Source organism: Streptomyces sp. NBC_00388, assembly GCF_036061255.1.
Classification (GTDB): domain Bacteria; phylum Actinomycetota; class Actinomycetes; order Streptomycetales; family Streptomycetaceae; genus Streptomyces.
In genome coordinates, this window is sequence record NZ_CP107948.1 from 5005613 (window position 1) to 5022897 (window position 17285).

Consider the following 17285-nt stretch of genomic DNA (forward strand, 5'->3'; position numbering starts at 1 on the left):
GCCGCACACGGGGGGCGCCCCTTCCTGCATGACGTCTCGTCCTGCGTGACGTCCGGCAGATCCTGCCCGGCCTACTTGGCCCGGTCGAAGTCCACCGTGCTGTACGCGCGCAGCTTCGACAGCCGGTGCGTCGAGTCGATCTGACGGATCGTGCCCGACTTGGAGCGCATGACCAGCGACTGGGTCGTCGCCGTCTCGGCCCGGTAGCGCACTCCGCGCAGCAGCTCGCCGTCGGTGATGCCGGTGGCCACGAAGAACACGTTGTCACCGCTGACCAGGTCGGTCGTGGAGAGCACCCGGTCCAGGTCGTGGCCGGCGTCGATGGCACGCTGCCGCTCGGCGTCGTCCTTGGGCCAGAGCTTGCCCTGGATCGTGCCGCCGAGGCACTTGATCGCGCAGGCGCTGATGATGCCCTCGGGCGTACCGCCGATGCCCATCAGCAGGTCGACACCGGTCCCCTCCCGTACGGCCATGATCGATCCGGCGACGTCGCCGTCCGAGATGAACTTGATCCGGGCGCCGGTCTCCCGGATCTCCTTGACGATGCCTTCGTGGCGCGGACGGTCGAGGATGACCACCGTCACGTCCTCGGGCGAGGAGTGCTTCGCCTTGGCGACCCGGCGGATGTTGACCGAAACGGGAGCGTTGATGTCGACGAAGTCGGCGGCCTCGGGGCCGGTGACCAGCTTGTCCATGTAGAAGACCGCGGACGGGTCGAACATCGAACCGCGGTCGGCCGCGGCCAGTACGGCGATGGCATTGGGCATGCCCTTGGCGTTGAGCGTGGTCCCGTCGATCGGGTCGACGGCGATGTCGACCTCGGCGCCGGTCCCGTCGCCGATGTGCTCCCCGTTGAAGAGCATCGGGGCTTCGTCCTTCTCGCCCTCGCCGATGACGACGACGCCGTTCATCGAGACGGTGGAGACGAGCGTACGCATCGCGTTGACCGCTGCGCCGTCCGCGCCGATCTTGTCACCGCGCCCGACCCAACGGCCGGCTGCCATCGCGGCGGCCTCGGTGACCCGCACGAGCTCCAGGGCGAGGTTGCGGTCGGGGGCCTCGGGCGAGACCTCCAGCTGAGAAGGGAGATGATGCTCGGTCATCGGCACGCACCTTTCTGATACGACGACGGCCGTATGTAGAGGGTTCGTTCGATTCTATCGTCCGGTCGATAAAATGAGCACCGGGGCCCACGCATGAGCAACGGGGCGACCTGAGACCATGGCTGCGTGGCAGGTACGCGAAGCAAGCAGACAGTGCGCGGAATGATGCAGTCGATGGTGGTCATCGGCGCCGCCGTCGCGGTCATCTACGTATTCGTTCCGCACGGTGGCACCTCGGAGCCGGTGAAGACGGTCGACTACCGGGTGGAGCAGCTCACGGCGCAGCGTGCGGCGCCGTATCCGGTCCAGGCGCCCGTCGGTCTCCCGAAGGGGTGGAAGGCGACCTCGGTCTCGTACACGCAGGACAGCGGCAACGCGTGGCACCTGGGGTTCCTGGACCCGGAGGGGCAGTACGTCGCGGTGGAGCAGGGGACCGGCCCGTCGGACAGGTTCGTCACGACCGTGAGCCAGGACGCGTCGAAGACGCCGCACACCCAGCAGGTGGGCGGCGAGACCTGGCAGCGCTGGAAGGGCTCCAAGTACAACGCGCTGGTGCGCCGGGAGAAGGGCTCGACGACGGCGGTGACCGGCACGGCGCCCTACGGGCAGCTGGCGCAGATGGCGGCGGCGCTCAAGGCAGGGAAGCCGCAGGACGCCGGGGAGAAGACACCGGGCGCCGGGAAGCCGGCCGGCTCGGGGAAGTCCTGACGTCTCCGGCCGGTCGCGGCTTCGTGCGCGACGAGCCGGCAACGGGAAGAGGCCGCCGCACCCTCGGGTGCGGCGGCCTCTTCCCGTTGCCGGGCGTACGGCTCAGACGGTGGTGATGACCTCGTCGAGCGACAGGCGCGGGGAGCGCGGGAACCAGGCGTCCTCGCCCGGCTTGCCGATGTTGACGATCATCAGCGGGGTGTGGTCGTCGTCCAGGAACTCCTTCTGGACACCGGCGAAGTCGAAGCCCGTCATCGGGCCCGCGGCCAGACCGGCGGCGCGCACGCCGACGATGAAGTAACCGGCCTGCAGGGTGCCGTTGAGGAGGGCGGCCTGCTCGCGGGCCGGGCGCTCCGAGAAGAACGCGTCCTTGGCCTGCGGGAAGTGCGGGAACAGCTGCGGGAGCTCCTCGTGGAACTCGTTGTCCGCGGAGAGGATCGCGACCAGCGGGGCGGCGGCGGTCTTCGGGCGGTTGCCCTCGGCCATGTGCTGCACCAGGCGCTCACGGGCCTCGGGGGAGCGGACCAGGGTGATGCGCAGCGGCGACTGGTTGAAGGCGGTCGGACCGTACTTGACCAGGTCGTAGATCGCCTGCACCTGCTCCTCGGTCACCGGCTCGTCGGTGAAGGTGTTCGCGGTGCGGGCCTCGCGGAAGAGGAGGTCCTGGGCGGCGGGGTCGAGAACGAGCGACATCTTTCGTACCTTCCGGACAAGCGGTGGATCAAGGGATGCTCCGACTGTACGGCCAAGATGTATTAAGTTTCAACTAAATCTGGATCGACGTGACCGGCCTCACAGCAGGGCGCGCTGCGCCCGGGCCGGGACCGCCCGGTTGCGGACCGGGGTGCGCCCGAGGGACCGGCGGGCCGGTGGCGGACCGCGGCGGGCCCCTCAGTCCTCGCTCGGCTCCGTGCCCTCGGCCAGCGCCGCGTCCAGCCGGGCCCGCGCGCCTTCCAGCCAGCCGCGGCACACCTTGGCCAGTTCCTCCCCGCGCTCCCACAGTGCCAGGGACTCCTCCAGGGTCGTCCCCCCGGTCTCCAGCCGCCGTACGACGTCGATCAGCTCGTCGCGGGCCTGCTCGTATCCGAGAGCAGCGCCATCCGTCTTCGCCTGTGCCATCTCATCCACCCTGGTCTCATCCACCATGATCTCGTCCTTGCTGATCCCGCTGATCCCGCTGATCCCGCTGATCCCGCTGATCCCGCTGATCCGGCCGATCCCGCTGTTCCTGCTGATCCCGTCCACGCCGGTCCGCGCCGGAACCGGTCCCCGGCGCTCACCCCTCGGGCTTGCCGGCCTCCGGCGTCACCGTCACGCCCAGCTCGCCCCCGGCGACCCGGGCCCGCAGCTGCTCCCCGTCCGCGACCTCGCCGGGAGCGCGCACCACCGTTCCGTTCTCCCGCTGGAGCACCGCGTACCCCCGGTCCAGCGTCGCCGCAGGGGAGAGCGCGACGACACGGGCGCGGGTATGGGAGAGCTCCGAGTCCGCGCGGTCCAGCAGGTGCCGCAGTGTCCGCCGGCTGCGCTCCACGAGTGCGTCGACGACCTCCTCGCGCTCCTCGACCATCCGCTGCGGACGCTCCATCGAAGGCCTCCCGAGCGCGGCGGCCAGCCCGCGCTGCTCCCGGTCGAGCAGCCCCTGCAAGGTCCGCAGGGAGCGGTCGCGCAGCAGCCGTACGCGCTCCAGCTCCTCCCCGACGTCCGGTACGGACTTCTTGGCCGCGTCGGTCGGTGTGGACGCCCGGACATCGGCCACCAGGTCGAGCAGGGGTGAGTCCGGCTCGTGCCCGATCGCCGACACCACCGGGGTCCCGCATCCTGCAACCGCCCGGATCAGCTGTTCGTCCGAGAAGGGCAGCAGGTCCTCCACGCTGCCCCCGCCCCGCGCCACGATGATCACGTCGACCTCCGGCAGCCGGTCCAGCTCCTGCACGGCCTCGACGACCTGCGGCACCGCGTGCACGCCCTGCACCGCCACGTTCCGCACCTCGAACCGGACGGCGGGCCAGCGCCGCCGCGCGTTCTCCAGGACGTCCCGCTCCGCCGCGCTCGCCCGGCCGGTCACCAGGCCGATCAGCCGCGGCAGGAAAGGAACGGGCTTCTTGCGGTCCGCCGCGAAGAGCCCTTCGGCCGCGAGAGTCCGCTTCAACTGCTCAAGACGGGCCAGAAGTTCACCGATCCCGACCGGCTTGATCTCCACAGCCCGCAGCGACAGCTGACCGCGCGGCGCGTACCACTCGGGCTTCGCGTGGACCACCACCCGCGCGCCTTCCGCCACCACATCGGCCACCGCGTCGAAGACCTGCCGGAAGCACGTCACGGCGACCGAGATGTCGTACGACGGATCGCGCAGCGTCAGGAAGACCACCCCCGCCCCCGGCCGGCGCGAGAGCTGGGTGATCTGCCCCTCGACCCACACGGCGCCGAGGCGGTCGATCCACCCCCCGATGAGCCGTGACACCTCGCCGACGGGCAGCGGCGCGTCCGCACTCGTATTCAGAGCCATGTACGCAGGTTAAGCGGTGCCACCGACAGTGCGGCCGCCCCGCGCATCCGCCCCGCAGCCGCCCCCGTCCGGCCTGCCCGCGGAACGGCGGTGCGTCCCGTCAGACCTCGCTCCCGGTGCGGCGGCGGCTCCGCTGCACCCCGTACACCACGAGCCCGGCCACCAGCCAGATCAGCCCGACCCACTGGGCGGCGCTCGTCGCCTCCACGATCACCGCGACCGTCACCGCCGCGCCCAGCAGCGGCATCAGCACATGGCGCCACCAGACCGGCGGCCCCTCCGCCTTCCGTACCGCGAACCAGCCGACCACCGACGCGTGCAGCAGCAGGAAGGCGGTCAGCGCGCCGATGTCGACCACCGAGACCAGCCGGTCGAGGCCGTCGTCGCGCCGGGCCGCCCACACCGCGGCGATCAGCGTCACGACGGCCGCCAGCAGCACCGCGGTCCGCGGCACCCCGGACCTGCCGTCCACCTTGGAGAGGACATGCGGCAGCCGCCGGTCGCGGCCCATCGCGAAGAGCAGCCGGCCCGCCGCCGCCTGGCCCGCGAGGGCGGCGAAGGCCGCCCCGATCGCCTTGCTCACCGCGACCAGGTCGTGCAGCCAGCTGCCGACCGAGGAGTCCACCGTGTCGTAGAAGGCAGAGCCCTGCGCGACGGGGTTCGCGGCCAGCTGGGCCGACGACATCGGCTCCAGGACCGCCGCCAGATACGACTGCACGATGAAGAGGACGCCCGCGAGCACCAGGCAGAACAGGACCGCCCTGGCGACCTTCGCGGACCCCCCTGTGACCTCTTCGGCGAACGAGGCGATCGCGTCGAAGCCCAGATAGGACAGCACCGCCACCGACACCGCCCCGAGCACCGCCGTGGCCGAGAAGCCGCCGTCACCGGTGAAGGGGGACAGCCAGCCGCGGTGCGCGCCGTCCCGGACCAGCACCACGATCGCGGCCACCACGAACACCGCCAGCGCCGCGATCTCCAGCGAGAGCACCGCGAAGCCGACCCGGGCCGCTGCCCGTACGCCCCACAGGTTCAGCCCGGTCGTCACCACCACCGCGATGGCGGTCCACACCCACCGGGAGACCGAAGGCACCAGCGAGTTCATCGCGATCCCCGAGAAGAGGTAGGCGACGGCCGGGATCAGCAGATAGTCGAGCATCGCCATCCACCCGGCGATGAACCCGGGCCCCGGGCCGAGCCCCTTGCGGGCATACGCGAAGACCGATCCCGCGAGCGGGACGACCCGCACCATCTGGGCGTAACTGAACGCGGTGAAGGCCATCGCGATCGTCGCCGCGATGTAGACGAGCGCGACGGCCCCGTGCGACTTGGCGTCGAGGGTGCCGAAGATCCCGACCGGTGCCATCGGCGCGATGAAGAGGAGCCCGTAGACGACCAGATCCCGGAACCCGAGGTTCCGTCGTAGTCCCGGCGTCTTCTTCCCGCCACTGTCCGCAGCCGTCTCGTCAGGTGTCATGGCCTCAGTCTTCCCACATGTGCAGACCCCGGCCCGGAGGACACGGCCTTACGATGGACCGCATGACTGCTACGCCCAGCCCGTCACCCGCAGCCGCCCCGACCGGGGACGCCGCGCGCGGCGGCGCCGCCCGCCGTGTCCTGCTGGCCGCCCCGCGCGGGTACTGCGCGGGTGTGGACCGCGCCGTGATCGCCGTCGAGAAAGCCCTTGAGCAGTACGGCGCGCCGGTCTACGTCCGCAAGGAGATCGTCCACAACAAGTACGTCGTGCAGACGCTGGAGAAGAAGGGCGCCGTCTTCGTCGACGAGACGCAGGAGGTCCCGGAGGGCTCCATCGTCGTGTTCTCCGCACACGGCGTCGCCCCCGTCGTCCACGACGAGGCCGCCCAGCGCAGCCTCGCCACCATCGACGCCACCTGCCCCCTGGTGACGAAGGTCCACAAGGAAGCCGTCCGCTTCGCGAACGACGACTACGACATCCTGCTGATCGGCCACGAGGGTCACGAGGAAGTCGTCGGCACGAGCGGTGAGGCCCCCGACAACATCACGCTCGTCGACGGCCCCGAGGACGTCGCCAACGTCACGGTGCGCGACGAGTCCAAGGTCGTCTGGCTCTCGCAGACCACGCTCTCCGTGGACGAGACGATGGAGACGGTCGACGCGCTCAAGGAGAAGTTCCCGCAGCTGATCTCGCCGCCCAGCGACGACATCTGCTACGCCACGCAGAACCGCCAGACCGCGGTGAAGCAGATGGGCGCGGACGCCGACCTGGTCATCGTGGTCGGCTCCAAGAACTCGTCCAACTCGGTACGACTTGTCGAGGTCGCCCTCGGCGCCGGCGCCCGCGCCTCCCACCTGGTGGACTTCGCCGACGAGCTGGACGAGAGCTGGCTGGAGGGCGTGACCACGGTCGGCGTGACCTCCGGCGCCTCCGTCCCGGAGATCCTGGTCGACGGCGTACTGGAGTGGCTCGCCGCCCGGGGCTTCGGCGACGTGGAGATCGTGAAGGCGGCCGAGGAGTCGATCACGTTCTCGCTCCCCAAGGAGCTCCGCCGCGACCTGCGCGCCGAGGCAGCCGACCTGTCGGGCAAGTAGCCGGCGCGGGGACCGGCCCGCGGGCCCCGCAGGCCCGGTCCTGGGGCCCGGACCGCTCCGGCGGTACGGGCCCGCGACCCGGAAGCCGTTCCGGCACGTGACGGAGGGCTCCACGCCGTAACGTGGGGTCATGCAGATCTTCGGTGTGGACATCGGCGGATCCGGGATCAAGGGCGCTCCCGTTGACCTGGACCGCGGAGACCTGGCGCAGGAGCGCCACAAAGTGCTGACCCCGCATCCGGCCACGCCCGACGGTGTGGCCGACGGGGTCGCCGACGTCGTCAAGAACTTCGACTGGACGGGCACGGTGGGGATCACCTTCCCCGGCGTGGTCACCGACGGCACGGTCCGTACCGCGGCCAACGTCGACAAGAGCTGGGTCGGTGTGGACGCGGCCCAGCTCATCGGCGGCAGAATCGGCCTCCCGGTGACCGTGCTGAACGACGCCGACGCCGCCGGCTTCGCGGAGATGACCTTCGGAGCGGGCCGCGACCGCAAGGGCACGGTCATCCTGCTGACCTTCGGCACGGGAATCGGCTCGGCGGTCTTCCGCAACGGGAATCTGGTCCCCAACACCGAGCTGGGCCATCTCGAACTGCACGGCCACGACGCGGAGACGCGCGCCTCGACCAAGGCGAAGGAGGACGAGGACCTGAGCTGGCACCACTGGGCACACCGGGTACAGAAGTACCTGGAGCACGTGGAGATGCTGTTCTCGCCCGAGCTGTTCATCATCGGGGGCGGCGTGAGCCGTAAGGCGGACAAGTTCCTGCCGCTGATCGAGGGGGTCCGGGCCGAGATCGTCCCCGCCCAGCTGCAGAACAACGCAGGCATCGTCGGCGCGGCGATGGCGGCCTCCAGCCGCTGAGAGCCACCGGGAGCCGGGGCCGGGCGCTCAACCGGGAGCCGCCAGGCCGCTGACGGGGAGCCGCCCGGCCGCTGACCGGGAGCCGCCCGGTCAGCGGTAGCGGCGCCGGATCACCCGGATCTTCCGTACGGTGGCGATCACCCCGGCCACGAGGGTCCCCCCGTACAGCCAGCCGGCGTTCAGCGCGAGCGTCGTGACCATGGCCACGATGCGGCCACCCGCCCCACCGCTGCCCCCGGCGATGGGCAGGGAGCCGAAGGCGAACGAGATCGGCACGCTGATGGGCGCGGTGACCAGGTCGGCAGGGCGCACCCAGAGCGCGGTGAGTGCGGCGACCGGCAGGAACAGCAGCCCGTATATGAGCGGCCCGCCGTCGAACAGCAGCTCGTCCACACAGCCCACCAGGAACATCACCGCGGCGCTGAAGATCCCCCCGCCGAGACCGGTCAGCCGGGGGTTGGGGAACCGGCGCAGAGCGATGGCCACCGGGGGCGCCGGGCGGGCGCCGCGGACCGGGGCCGCCCGGTAGACGGTCGCCGGCGCGGGCGCCGCGATGCTGCTCTCGGAAGGACCGTCGGCCTGAGTCGTACGAATCCTGGGTCGCTGCTCCACGTGACCAAAGTAGGTCGCAAGGCGGGAGGAATCCGTCGTTGGACACGCGCTTTGGGCGAGCTTGGCGATCAGTTCGACGCGACGGGGCGCCGGGGCCCGTACGACACGCCCGTAAACTGGGGGATCGGCCCACCCCCGGGCCGGTACATCAGCTCTCGCTACGGGAAGTCGCCAACGTGTCGCTCACGATCGGAATCGTCGGTCTGCCGAATGTCGGCAAGTCGACCCTGTTCAACGCCCTGACCAAGAACGACGTGCTGGCGGCCAACTACCCGTTCGCCACCATCGAGCCGAATGTCGGCGTCGTCGGTGTCCCGGACAGCCGTCTGGCCGTCCTCGCCGAGGTCTTCGCCTCGCAGAAGGTCATCCCGGCGACCGTCGACTTCGTCGACATCGCGGGCATCGTCCGGGGCGCGAGCGAGGGCGAGGGCCTGGGCAACAAGTTCCTGGCCAACATCCGGGAGTCCGACGCGATCTGCCAGGTCATCCGGGCCTTCAAGGACGAGAACGTCGTCCATGTCGACGGCAAGGTCTCGCCCAAGGACGACATCGAGACGATCAACACCGAGCTGATCCTCGCCGACCTCCAGTCGGTGGAGAAGGCGGTGCCGCGCCTCCAGAAGGAGTCCCGTCTCCAGAAGGAGAAGGTCGCGGTGCTGGCGGCGGTCGAGGAGGCCCAGAAGCTCCTCGAAGCGGGCACCACGCTCTTCGCTGCGGGCATCACGGCCGGCACCGAGAAGGGCCGCCTCCTCCACGAGCTGCACCTGCTCACGACCAAGCCCTTCCTCTACGTCTTCAACGTCGACGAGGACGAGCTGGTCGACGAGGACTTCAAGAACGAGCAGCGCGCCCTGGTCGCCCCCGCCGAGGCGATCTTCCTCAACGCCAAGATCGAGTCCGAGCTGATCGAGCTGGACGACGCGGAGGCGCTGGAACTGCTCCAGTCGATGGGCCAGGAGGAGCCGGGCCTGGCCACCCTGGGCCGCGTCGGCTTCGCGACCCTGGGCCTCCAGACCTACCTGACGGCAGGCCCGAAGGAGTCCCGCGCCTGGACGATCAAGAAGGGCGCCACGGCCCCCGAGGCGGCCGGTGTGATCCACACGGACTTCCAGAAGGGCTTCATCAAGGCCGAGGTCATCTCCTTCGCGGACCTGGTCGAGACGGGCTCGGTCGCCGAGGCCCGCGCCAAGGGCAAGGCCCGGATGGAAGGCAAGGAGTACGTGATGCAGGACGGGGATGTGGTGGAGTTCCGCTTCAACGTGTAGTGGCTGAATCACCACGTCGCTGATCTGGCAAACATGCAGGTCGGAGAGGGTCCGACTCTTCGGGGTCGGGCCCTTGGTTTTTCCCGTGCTGGGATGGTGCTGGGACGTGGATGGGCTGATGGTGCTGGGACACAACCCGGCGTTGAGCCCGACTCGGCTACCGTTCAACGTTCCGGCAGTTCCGGGGCCCCTGGATGGAAACCGCCCGGGGTGCGTTCTGGCCGTGCTGGTGCGTGACGATGTGGGGTGGGCACTCGCTCGACATGGAGCGTCCACCCGAAGTGGGCTTGCGGACTCATGGTCGGGTACCCGTAGAAGAGTCTGGGTCTCAAGCGCCACGCGTGCTGCCGCCGATGCGACCACCGGTACGACAGTCAATACCGCCAGGTACCCTCAGTAGTTCGTCAACGCGGCCCGACGGGCTTCCGCTCCACCCTGTGGAGTCTCGAAGGACATGCCCCCACCCGCACGATCTATTTCGTGCTGCCCGGGGGAAGTCCTTGTTGTTCCGCGCTTCCGCGAAAACGGTCGCCACTATGGCGCTCGATAGTTCGCTCTATTTCCACCTCACAGAGCAATTCGCCCACAGGCACGGCTACCAGCCCACCTCCTCGGAGGCACGGTCCTGGGAGCGGAGCATCCCCGCCCTGACCGCCGCGCTCAATGACGCGGGACTCGGTGACGTGGAGGTCATGCTCGAGTACGCGCTCCCCATGAACAGCAAGCGAGCCGACGCGGTTCTCGCCGGCGTCCACCCACGCACGGGCGACCCCTCTTACGTCGTGGTGGAGCTCAAGCAGTGGAGCGATGTAGTCCCGGACGAGGACGACCCGCTCCTCTGCCACGTCCCTTCCTACACTCAGCCGGTCCTCAACCCCATCGAGCAGGTGCGCCGCTACTGCGAGTACCTCGTCAACTTCAATGGCGCTATCGCCGGCCACCCGGAGAGGGTCGGGGGAGTGGCTCTCCTGCACAACGCTCACGAGTTCGATGTGGCTGCACTGCGCGAGATCGAGTCCGAACAGTGGGGACAGTTGTTCGCGGGCGACACCCGCGGTGGCTTCATCGACTACGTTCGTGCCCGGCTCAGCCCTGAGTATCCGGGCGCCGCAGCCGCCGACGCGTTGCTCGCGGCCAAGACGGTTCCCTCGAAGCAGCTGATGGCGGTCGCGGCACAGGAAGTCCGTGAGAGGGAGCAGTTCGTGCTCCTCGACGAACAGCAGGTCGCCTACCGCAAGGTCCTCAACGCGGTACGCAAGGCCCAGCGGTCCGACCACAAGGAGGTCGTGGTCATCACCGGTGGCCCTGGCACCGGTAAGAGCGTCATCGCGCTCTCCCTGCTCGGCGAGTTGTACCGGCGAGGCATCCCGGCTCTGCACGCGACCGGATCCCAGTCCTTCACCAAGACGATGCGCAAGGTCGCGGGTGCCAGGAAGCGCGAAGTTCAGGATCTCTTCAAATACTTCAACAGCTTCATGACGACGGAGAAGAACAGCCTCGACGTACTGGTCTGCGATGAGGCCCACCGCATCCGTGAGACATCCGCCAACCGGTACACGCCGGCCGCACGCCGAACCGGTAAGCAACAGATCGACGAACTGATAGACGTGGCGAAGGTGCCCGTCTTTCTGCTGGACGAGCACCAAGTCGTGCGTCCGGGCGAGACGGGCACGGTGGAAGACATTCGAGCCGCGGCAGCACGCAGGGGGCTGAACTGTCCGGTCGTAAAGCTGGAAAGCCAGTTTCGCTGCGGCGGGAGCGATGTATACCTGCGCTGGGTGGTGCGGCTTCTGGGGCTGGAATCCGGCGGCCCCGTGGCGTGGGACCCGGACGACCGTATGAAACTCCTGTTGGCCGACAGCCCGGAGGAGATGGAGAGCTTCCTGGACGGCTGCCGCGGCCAGCGCTACAGCGCTCGTATGTCAGCTGGCTACTGTTGGCAGTGGTCCCCGGAACCCAAGCCGGGACAGCCCCTTCCGACAGACGTGAGGATCGGCGCCTGGGCGCGTCCCTGGAACCTGCGCGGCGACCGCTCTGTCTCCGGTGCACCGCCGTCCGCCCTGTGGGCCACCGACCCGGCGGGCTTCGGGCAGATCGGTTGCGTTTACACCGCCCAGGGTTTCGAGTACGACTGGTCCGGCGTCATCATTGGCCCCGACCTGGTGTGGCGCGGCGACCGATGGGTGACGGACCGTACGGCGTCCAAGGACCCAGTGTTCAAGCGCTCGACACCTGACGCCGATGTGGACCGCCTGATCCGCAACACGTACAAGGTGCTGCTGACCCGCGGAATGGTCGGCACGGTCGTCTACTCCACGGACCGGGAGACGCAAGAGAGACTGAGAGAGCTGGTGGGCGCCAGGCCGCGCCCGGCTGTCACGGCGTAATCGACCGGCCTGAATCAACGACTCTTTCGCCAACTTGCCGTTGCCGCGCCACGAGTGGGCGGGCGGAGTTCGCGTGGGCCGCCGCGCTCCCTAAGATCACTCCTACCAATTGCGGCCCGACGGGCTTCCTCTACGCGAGGACACGCCCCCACCCGCACGAGTCACTCGTGCCCTGGGGGAACCACCTCGTGTCCATGCTCCTGTTGAGGCTGTCCGCGCAGGACCTGCTCACTCTCAACTCGCGACGGCGGATGGTGCCGCATCTCGTCGCCAGATACCAGCACTTCCGAGGGCGCGACGTGTCCGATACAGAACGGAAGGCATGGGCCGAGAGCCTGGTCGAGTTGGCGGAAGACCTCGTTGAGGCGGAGCGGGGCAACGTTGAGATGGTCGTCGAGTGCGCGGCGACGGTCGACGGACCGAAGAAGGGGGAGACGCCCCTCATCGACGTCGTGCTCGTGGGCCGACATCCGGAGACGCGTCTGCCGTCGTACCAACTCGTCGAGTTGAAGCGTTGGTCGATGGTGACGCAGGTGGAATCCGCCACCGCGAAGCTCGTGAATGTACCGGGATACAAAAGCCCCAAGAAGCACCCTGCGTTGCAACTCAGGAACACATACCAACTGTTCACCGGGCCCCAGGGACCACTGCGTGGCATCACCGTCGAATGCGGCGGGTTCGCGTATCTGCACAATGCCACCGACGATTCGGTTCGACCGTTGCTCGATACGCTGGCGCCGACCGGAGCGTATGAGCGTGTGTACACCCGCGACAGCCGCGACCTGCTCCTTGCGGACCTGCGACGGCATTTCGCGGAAGACGGCGCGGACTCCGAGGCCGAGCAGCTCCTGCGGTTCATGAACCTGCGCAACACGCCGCTTCTGGACGCGATGATCAGATCTCGCGGAGAGGACACGGTGTTCACTTTGCGCGGTCAGCAGAAGAAGGTGGCGGCGAGCGTTCTGGAACGAGCCGCCCTGGTTCTCGGCGATCCCGATCAGTCCGCTCCGCCGTCGGACGACGGACGAGCCGTGTTCATCGTGACGGGTGGTGCGGGTACCGGAAAGAGTGCAGTGGGTCTGCAGCTCAGGGCCGAATTCGAGACAGCCGGGCGCACGGTGAAATACGCCAGCGGCAGCCGTGCGTTCAACGGAGCGCTCCAAGAGCAGGTGGGCTACACCGACAAGGAGTTCAGGGAGAGGTTCGCCTACTTCAGTTCCTTCGTGACCCCTCCGGACCCTCCCTTGGACGTCCTCATCTGCGACGAGGCGCATCGTTTGAGAGAGCGAACCATCGACATGTACCAGCGGGAGGAGAAGTCGGGCAAGCAGCCCCAAGTGGACGACCTGCTCGATTCCTCCTACCTCACTGTGTTCTTTCTCGACGAGAGCCAGTCCGTGCGACCCAAGGAAGTCGGAACGGTGAGCCTGATCGAGGAAGCCGCAAGAGCGCGGGGAATCACTCCACTCCGCTATGGGCTCAGGGAGGAATGGCGTTGTGGTGGCAGTGACGCCTACATCCGCTGGGTGCGGGCTGTCCTCGACATCGAGGAAGGATCCACCGAGTGGACCCCCGACGGTTTGATGCATGTCGAGGTCGCGGACAGTCCGGAGCAACTCGAGTACATCATCAGGGCGGAGGCGGCGGCAGGAGCGACTGCTCGCATGGTGGCCGGCTTCTGCTGGCCGTGGACCGAGCCGGTGGGACAGGGGAAGTCCGCACGTCTGGAGGCGGACGTGCGGATCGGTGACTGGCACCGACCGTGGAACGCCAAGGGCGACTCCTTCCGCGAGAACGGAGCGGTGCCGCCGTCCACGAAATGGGCAGTGCACCCGTACGGCATCAACCAGGTCGGCTGCGTCTACACGGCTCAGGGCCTTGAGTGGGACTGGTGCGGGGTGATCCTTGGCGAAGACATGGTGAGACGCGACGACCGTTGGGTCTACCGCAAAGGGCAGTGGCGTGAGGATACGGAAAGTGGGGTCAAGCGTGTCAGAGTGCCTGGTTCGTTCGACATGAAGCTCCGTGAGGGGACGGGAAGCGAAGAAGAGAAAGCGGAGGAGTTCGCGCGGTGTGTTCGGCACGCATACCACGTGCTCATGACCAGGGCGAGCCGGGCGACGGTGCTGTACTCCACGGATGAGGAGACGCAGGCGTACCTCAAGAGCTGTGTGGGTGACGTGCAGATACACGGCCTGCGGCCCACGTGGGAAAATCTCCCCGCCGAGGCTCGGATACCACATCTCCCCAGTCCGAAGAGGAAGGGGAACGCCACCTCTCCCGGGCAGGAACTGCTCTTCTGAAGGATCCTCGCCGTAGGGCTGAAGCCGGGAAGGGTTGAAGAGTGGCGGGCTCGCCGGGCCCGCCACTTGCCTGCCTCAGATGAGGTGGCGCGCTGCCACCGCCAGTGTCTCCCACACGAGGTTGGAGATCACGCTCGCGGCAACGCCGGCCAGGATCTCGCGGATCCAGGGACGACGCGCAGGCTTGTACTCGACCGGCTCCATAAAGGCCCACTCCATGATGTGAGTTCGGAATGGTAGGACCGGATCGCCCTACCGGGCATCCGCCCCATTCGTCACTCACAGCCAGCGGACTGGACCGTGGACTCCGCCTCGTACCCTCCGGGAAGGTGCGCAGCGGCAAAATCCTATCTCACTGGGAACGCCTTTTCGCCGGGCCAACGACCCTGCAACCGAATGGAGTTACAGCTTGAGAGCAACCCAGGTGGGCTTTCCCGCAAGCAGGATGATCGACCCCCTCGGCTTCGACGGCCGCCGCCTGACCGTCGGCCTTGGGAGGGCCTCCCCATGGCCGCCGTGATCCTCCACGTTGCCTGGGACGGCCTCCGCACCACTGACGGGATGACGTCGGCGTGGCTCGTTGGCGGCACCCCGCTGCCGTCGATGCTCACCTACCTCCCGGCCGGACGCTCTCTGCCGTAGCCGCAGCACCGGCCGCGACGTCCTGAGGCCGGCGCTCACGGCGCTCTGAAGAGCCCCGGCTCTGCTGGGGACCCCAGGACCGTGCGGCCCACCGCGTGCGCATGCACCCGCTTGGGGTGGAGGTGATTCGAAGCCGTGACCATGAGTGACAACCGGCTACGGTTACCGGCCCCCGCACCCCCCCCGGCCCCGGCAACCTCAGGAACGCCCGCCGCCCCGCTTCCCACGCGCACGGCCCCGGCCTCGCCCCTCCCGTCACAGGAGGCGCTTGCGGCCCCAGAGGATGACGAAGGCGGCGATGGCGGCCGTGACGGTGAGCATGATGCCTGCTCCGAGCCACTGCATCGTGTGCATCTGGGAGATGGGGAGGTAGTCCATCGACCATCCGATGACGTGCTTGGACTCCAGGCAGGCCGTGTGCGCCTTGGAGTCGTCCGACGTGCCGAGGCAGGTGGTCCAGTCCAGGCGGCCCCCCGAGCTGGTGAGGAAGTAGGTGCCCTGTCCCTGCTGGATCGCTCCGGCGGGCAGCTTCGGGAGCCTGGCACCGGGGCCGACGCCCTTGTCGGTGCTGACCGACAGGATGTGCCCCAGGTCCAGCCGGAACCGGTCCCAGACGACCCCGATCGCCACCACGATGCCGAGGGTGACCACCATCGACACCAGCGTGCGGCGCAGGAGCATGCCGACCGCCGCGCCCACGGAGAACGTGAGCAGGGCGTAGGCCACCGGCATGATGCCTGTGACATCGAAGAAGGTGCCGCTGGTCCATTCCAGCTGACCGGTGAGGGTCTTGACCGGATGCCACCACCAGCTGAACACGGCGGCGAGCACCGCGGCTGACAGGACCAGCAGGGCGGCGGGAATGGCGAGCTTCGTGGTGAGCCACCGCAGCCGGCTGACGGATTGTGAGGTCACCAGCTTGGCGGTGCCGGTTTCCAGGTCGCCCGCGATCAGCGGGGCGCCGAGAAAGACCCCGGCCAGCACAGGGAGATAGCCCAGGTACCCCCCGAAGGAGGCCAGGCGGTCGGAGTACTTCTCGAAGTCCGCCGGCAGGCTGCCGGACTTCCGCTGGGATGAGCCCAGGGTGTCCAGGTAGTCCATCATCTGCCCGCGCAGAATGACCATGGCGATCACGCAGAGGATGGTCAGGGCGATGAGGGTCCAGAACGCCGCGCGGTGCTGGCGCCGGACGAGCCAGGCCGGACCGCCGAGCCGGGGGATCCGCCCGCTCCGCGCGCGTCCCCGGGGTGCCGGGCGGACCGGGTCACGAGTGAGCGTGGTCATGCGGTCACAGCCTTCGTCCGGTCGTGGGTGATGATGTCGTGGATGTCGCCGGCCCTGGCGCTGGGGGCGATCAGCGGTGGTGCATCGGGTGAGCGCAGATAGGCGAGCAGAAGTTCCTCCAGGGTGGGCGGCTCGGCCCGGCCGCCGTACTCGACCGGTCCGCCGAGGCGCACCAGGGCGCCCGGCCGGCCCTCGCCGCTGCGCGGGTCGATGACCCGGTGCGGTGTGAGGTCGGGGAGCGACCCGTCCCCCTGGGGTGCGAACAGGGCGTGTGCGGAGCGCAGTTCGTCCACCTCGCCCGCGAGACGCAGGCCGCCGTTCGCGATGACGAGGAGGTAGTCGCAGATGTACTCCAGCTCGGCGAGCATGTGCGACGAGACCAGCACCGTCGTGCCGTGTTCGGCGGCCTCCGTCGTCAGGGTGGCCATGAGCTCGCGGCGGACCAGCGGGTCCAGATCGGACATCGGCTCGTCGAGGATCAGCAGATCAGGGCGCTTCCCGAAGGCCAGGGCGAAGGCGACGCGGGTGCGCTGGCCGCCGGAGAGTGTGCCGATCTTCGCTTTCAGCGGCACTTGGCCCGCGTGGACGATGCCCTCGGCGACCTCCTGGTCCCAGCGGGGGTTCAGCTCGTGGCCGAGACGCAGGGTCTCCGCCACGGTGAAGCGCCGGAACAGCGGCTTCTCCTGGGTGAGGAACGCGGTCCGCAGGACCGCCTCCGTCGACCCCGGGGCCGCGCCGAACACCCGCAGGGCGCCGTTCGTGGGCCGGATCATGTGGGTGGCCAGACCCATCAGCGTGCTCTTGCCGGCGCCGTTGGGACCGACGAGGCCGCATACCCGGCCGGTCGGCAGCCGGAAGGAAACGTCCCGCAGGGCCCAGCCGCGCCGGTACCTCTTGCCGAGCCCATGGGCCTCGATCGCCGATGCTCCGGCGGGGGGTGCGAACCCCGACCCGCTGCTGTGCCGCATCTCCGAGTGGTCCCTGTGGTCCCTGTGGTCCCTGTGGTCCATGTGTGGCTCCTGTGCGTGTGGGGAGG

Annotated in this window: 15 protein-coding genes; 6 read left to right on the forward strand and 9 right to left on the reverse strand. The window is 68.8% G+C overall.

Annotated features, from left to right (window positions below; translation table 11 throughout):
- Nucleotides 1-71 precede the first annotated feature (71 nt).
- On the reverse strand, nt 72-1103 hold the full coding sequence (glpX, locus tag OG917_RS22440; RefSeq protein ID WP_328319401.1) for a class II fructose-bisphosphatase: 1032 nt from the start codon (nt 1101-1103) through the stop codon (nt 72-74).
- A 126-nt stretch (nt 1104-1229) separates the two neighbouring features.
- On the opposite strand from glpX, the gene OG917_RS22445 reads away from it, so the two are divergent.
- A complete protein-coding gene (locus tag OG917_RS22445) occupies nt 1230-1811 on the forward strand; it encodes a DUF4245 domain-containing protein (protein WP_328319402.1) in 582 nt (193 codons plus the stop codon).
- Between the two features lie 102 nt (nt 1812-1913).
- Here the strand turns inward: OG917_RS22445 and OG917_RS22450 are convergent, their stop codons facing one another.
- From OG917_RS22450 to OG917_RS22465, 4 genes are all read right to left on the reverse strand, one after another.
- A complete protein-coding gene (locus OG917_RS22450) occupies nt 1914-2504 on the reverse strand; it encodes a malonic semialdehyde reductase (RefSeq protein ID WP_328319403.1) in 591 nt (196 codons plus the stop codon).
- Between the two features lie 198 nt (nt 2505-2702).
- Complete coding sequence (locus OG917_RS22455; protein ID WP_328322082.1) at nt 2703-2957, reverse strand: exodeoxyribonuclease VII small subunit; 255 nt, start codon at nt 2955-2957, stop codon at nt 2703-2705.
- 130 nt (nt 2958-3087) lie between these two features.
- Nucleotides 3088-4317: an exodeoxyribonuclease VII large subunit gene (gene xseA / locus OG917_RS22460; protein WP_328319404.1), complete on the reverse strand. Its 1230-nt coding sequence runs from the start codon at nt 4315-4317 to the stop codon at nt 3088-3090.
- A 100-nt stretch (nt 4318-4417) separates the two neighbouring features.
- Nucleotides 4418-5794, reverse strand: coding sequence for an APC family permease (locus OG917_RS22465; RefSeq protein ID WP_328319405.1), 1377 nt, complete (start codon nt 5792-5794; stop codon nt 4418-4420).
- A 53-nt stretch (nt 5795-5847) separates the two neighbouring features.
- On the opposite strand from OG917_RS22465, the gene OG917_RS22470 reads away from it, so the two are divergent.
- Both OG917_RS22470 and ppgK read left to right on the forward strand, forming a co-directional pair.
- Nucleotides 5848-6888, forward strand: coding sequence for a 4-hydroxy-3-methylbut-2-enyl diphosphate reductase (locus tag OG917_RS22470; RefSeq protein WP_443059005.1), 1041 nt, complete (start codon nt 5848-5850; stop codon nt 6886-6888).
- 130 nt (nt 6889-7018) lie between these two features.
- Nucleotides 7019-7756, forward strand: coding sequence for a polyphosphate--glucose phosphotransferase (gene ppgK, locus OG917_RS22475; RefSeq protein ID WP_328319407.1), 738 nt, complete (start codon nt 7019-7021; stop codon nt 7754-7756).
- Nucleotides 7757-7846: 90 nt separating this feature from the next.
- Here ppgK and OG917_RS22480 read toward each other — a convergent pair whose 3' ends face one another.
- Complete coding sequence (locus OG917_RS22480; RefSeq protein WP_443059097.1) at nt 7847-8311, reverse strand: DUF6542 domain-containing protein; 465 nt, start codon at nt 8309-8311, stop codon at nt 7847-7849.
- A gap of 233 nt (nt 8312-8544) precedes the next feature.
- Here OG917_RS22480 and ychF point away from each other — a divergent pair, with 233 nt between their 5' ends.
- From ychF to OG917_RS22495, 3 genes are all read left to right on the forward strand, one after another.
- Nucleotides 8545-9633 carry a redox-regulated ATPase YchF gene (ychF, locus tag OG917_RS22485; protein ID WP_328319408.1) on the forward strand — a complete coding sequence of 363 codons (1089 nt, stop codon included), beginning with the start codon at nt 8545-8547 and terminating at the stop codon, nt 9631-9633.
- Nucleotides 9634-10133: 500 nt separating this feature from the next.
- Entirely contained in the window at nt 10134-12020 is a 1887-nt protein-coding gene (locus OG917_RS22490) for a DUF2075 domain-containing protein (protein WP_328319409.1), read from the forward strand.
- 194 nt (nt 12021-12214) lie between these two features.
- Nucleotides 12215-14323, forward strand: a complete 2109-nt coding sequence (locus OG917_RS22495) for a DUF2075 domain-containing protein (protein ID WP_328322086.1) — start codon at nt 12215-12217, stop codon at nt 14321-14323.
- A 75-nt stretch (nt 14324-14398) separates the two neighbouring features.
- On the opposite strand, the gene OG917_RS22500 is transcribed toward OG917_RS22495, so the two are convergent.
- From OG917_RS22500 to OG917_RS22510, 3 genes are all read right to left on the reverse strand, one after another.
- Nucleotides 14399-14542 (reverse strand): DUF6408 family protein, encoded by a 144-nt coding sequence (locus tag OG917_RS22500; protein ID WP_328319410.1) that lies wholly within the window; start codon nt 14540-14542, stop codon nt 14399-14401.
- 678 nt (nt 14543-15220) lie between these two features.
- Entirely contained in the window at nt 15221-16249 is a 1029-nt protein-coding gene (locus OG917_RS22505) for an ABC transporter permease subunit (protein ID WP_328319411.1), read from the reverse strand.
- Nucleotides 16246-17217, reverse strand: a complete 972-nt coding sequence (locus OG917_RS22510; protein WP_328322088.1) for an ABC transporter ATP-binding protein — start codon at nt 17215-17217, stop codon at nt 16246-16248. Before OG917_RS22510 ends, OG917_RS22505 begins: the two co-directional genes overlap by 4 nt.
- Between the last annotated feature and the right edge of the window lie 68 nt (nt 17218-17285).

What these genes read in the sequence shown, in the direction of transcription:
- glpX (WP_328319401.1), bottom strand. Translation starts at nt 1,103, where the DNA reads ATGACCGAGCATCATCTCCCTTCTCAGCTGGAGGTCTCGCCCGAGGCC.
- OG917_RS22450 (WP_328319403.1), bottom strand. Translation starts at nt 2,504, where the DNA reads ATGTCGCTCGTTCTCGACCCCGCCGCCCAGGACCTCCTCTTCCGCGAG.
- OG917_RS22455 (WP_328322082.1), bottom strand. Translation starts at nt 2,957, where the DNA reads ATGGTGGATGAGACCAGGGTGGATGAGATGGCACAGGCGAAGACGGAT.
- xseA (WP_328319404.1), bottom strand. Translation starts at nt 4,317, where the DNA reads ATGGCTCTGAATACGAGTGCGGACGCGCCGCTGCCCGTCGGCGAGGTG.
- OG917_RS22465 (WP_328319405.1), bottom strand. Translation starts at nt 5,794, where the DNA reads ATGACACCTGACGAGACGGCTGCGGACAGTGGCGGGAAGAAGACGCCG.
- OG917_RS22470 (WP_443059005.1), top strand. Translation starts at nt 5,848, where the DNA reads ATGGACCGCATGACTGCTACGCCCAGCCCGTCACCCGCAGCCGCCCCG.
- ppgK (WP_328319407.1), top strand. Translation starts at nt 7,019, where the DNA reads ATGCAGATCTTCGGTGTGGACATCGGCGGATCCGGGATCAAGGGCGCT.
- OG917_RS22495 (WP_328322086.1), top strand. Translation starts at nt 12,215, where the DNA reads ATGCTCCTGTTGAGGCTGTCCGCGCAGGACCTGCTCACTCTCAACTCG.
- OG917_RS22500 (WP_328319410.1), bottom strand. Translation starts at nt 14,542, where the DNA reads ATGGAGTGGGCCTTTATGGAGCCGGTCGAGTACAAGCCTGCGCGTCGT.
- OG917_RS22505 (WP_328319411.1), bottom strand. Translation starts at nt 16,249, where the DNA reads ATGACCACGCTCACTCGTGACCCGGTCCGCCCGGCACCCCGGGGACGC.
- OG917_RS22510 (WP_328322088.1), bottom strand. Translation starts at nt 17,217, where the DNA reads ATGCGGCACAGCAGCGGGTCGGGGTTCGCACCCCCCGCCGGAGCATCG.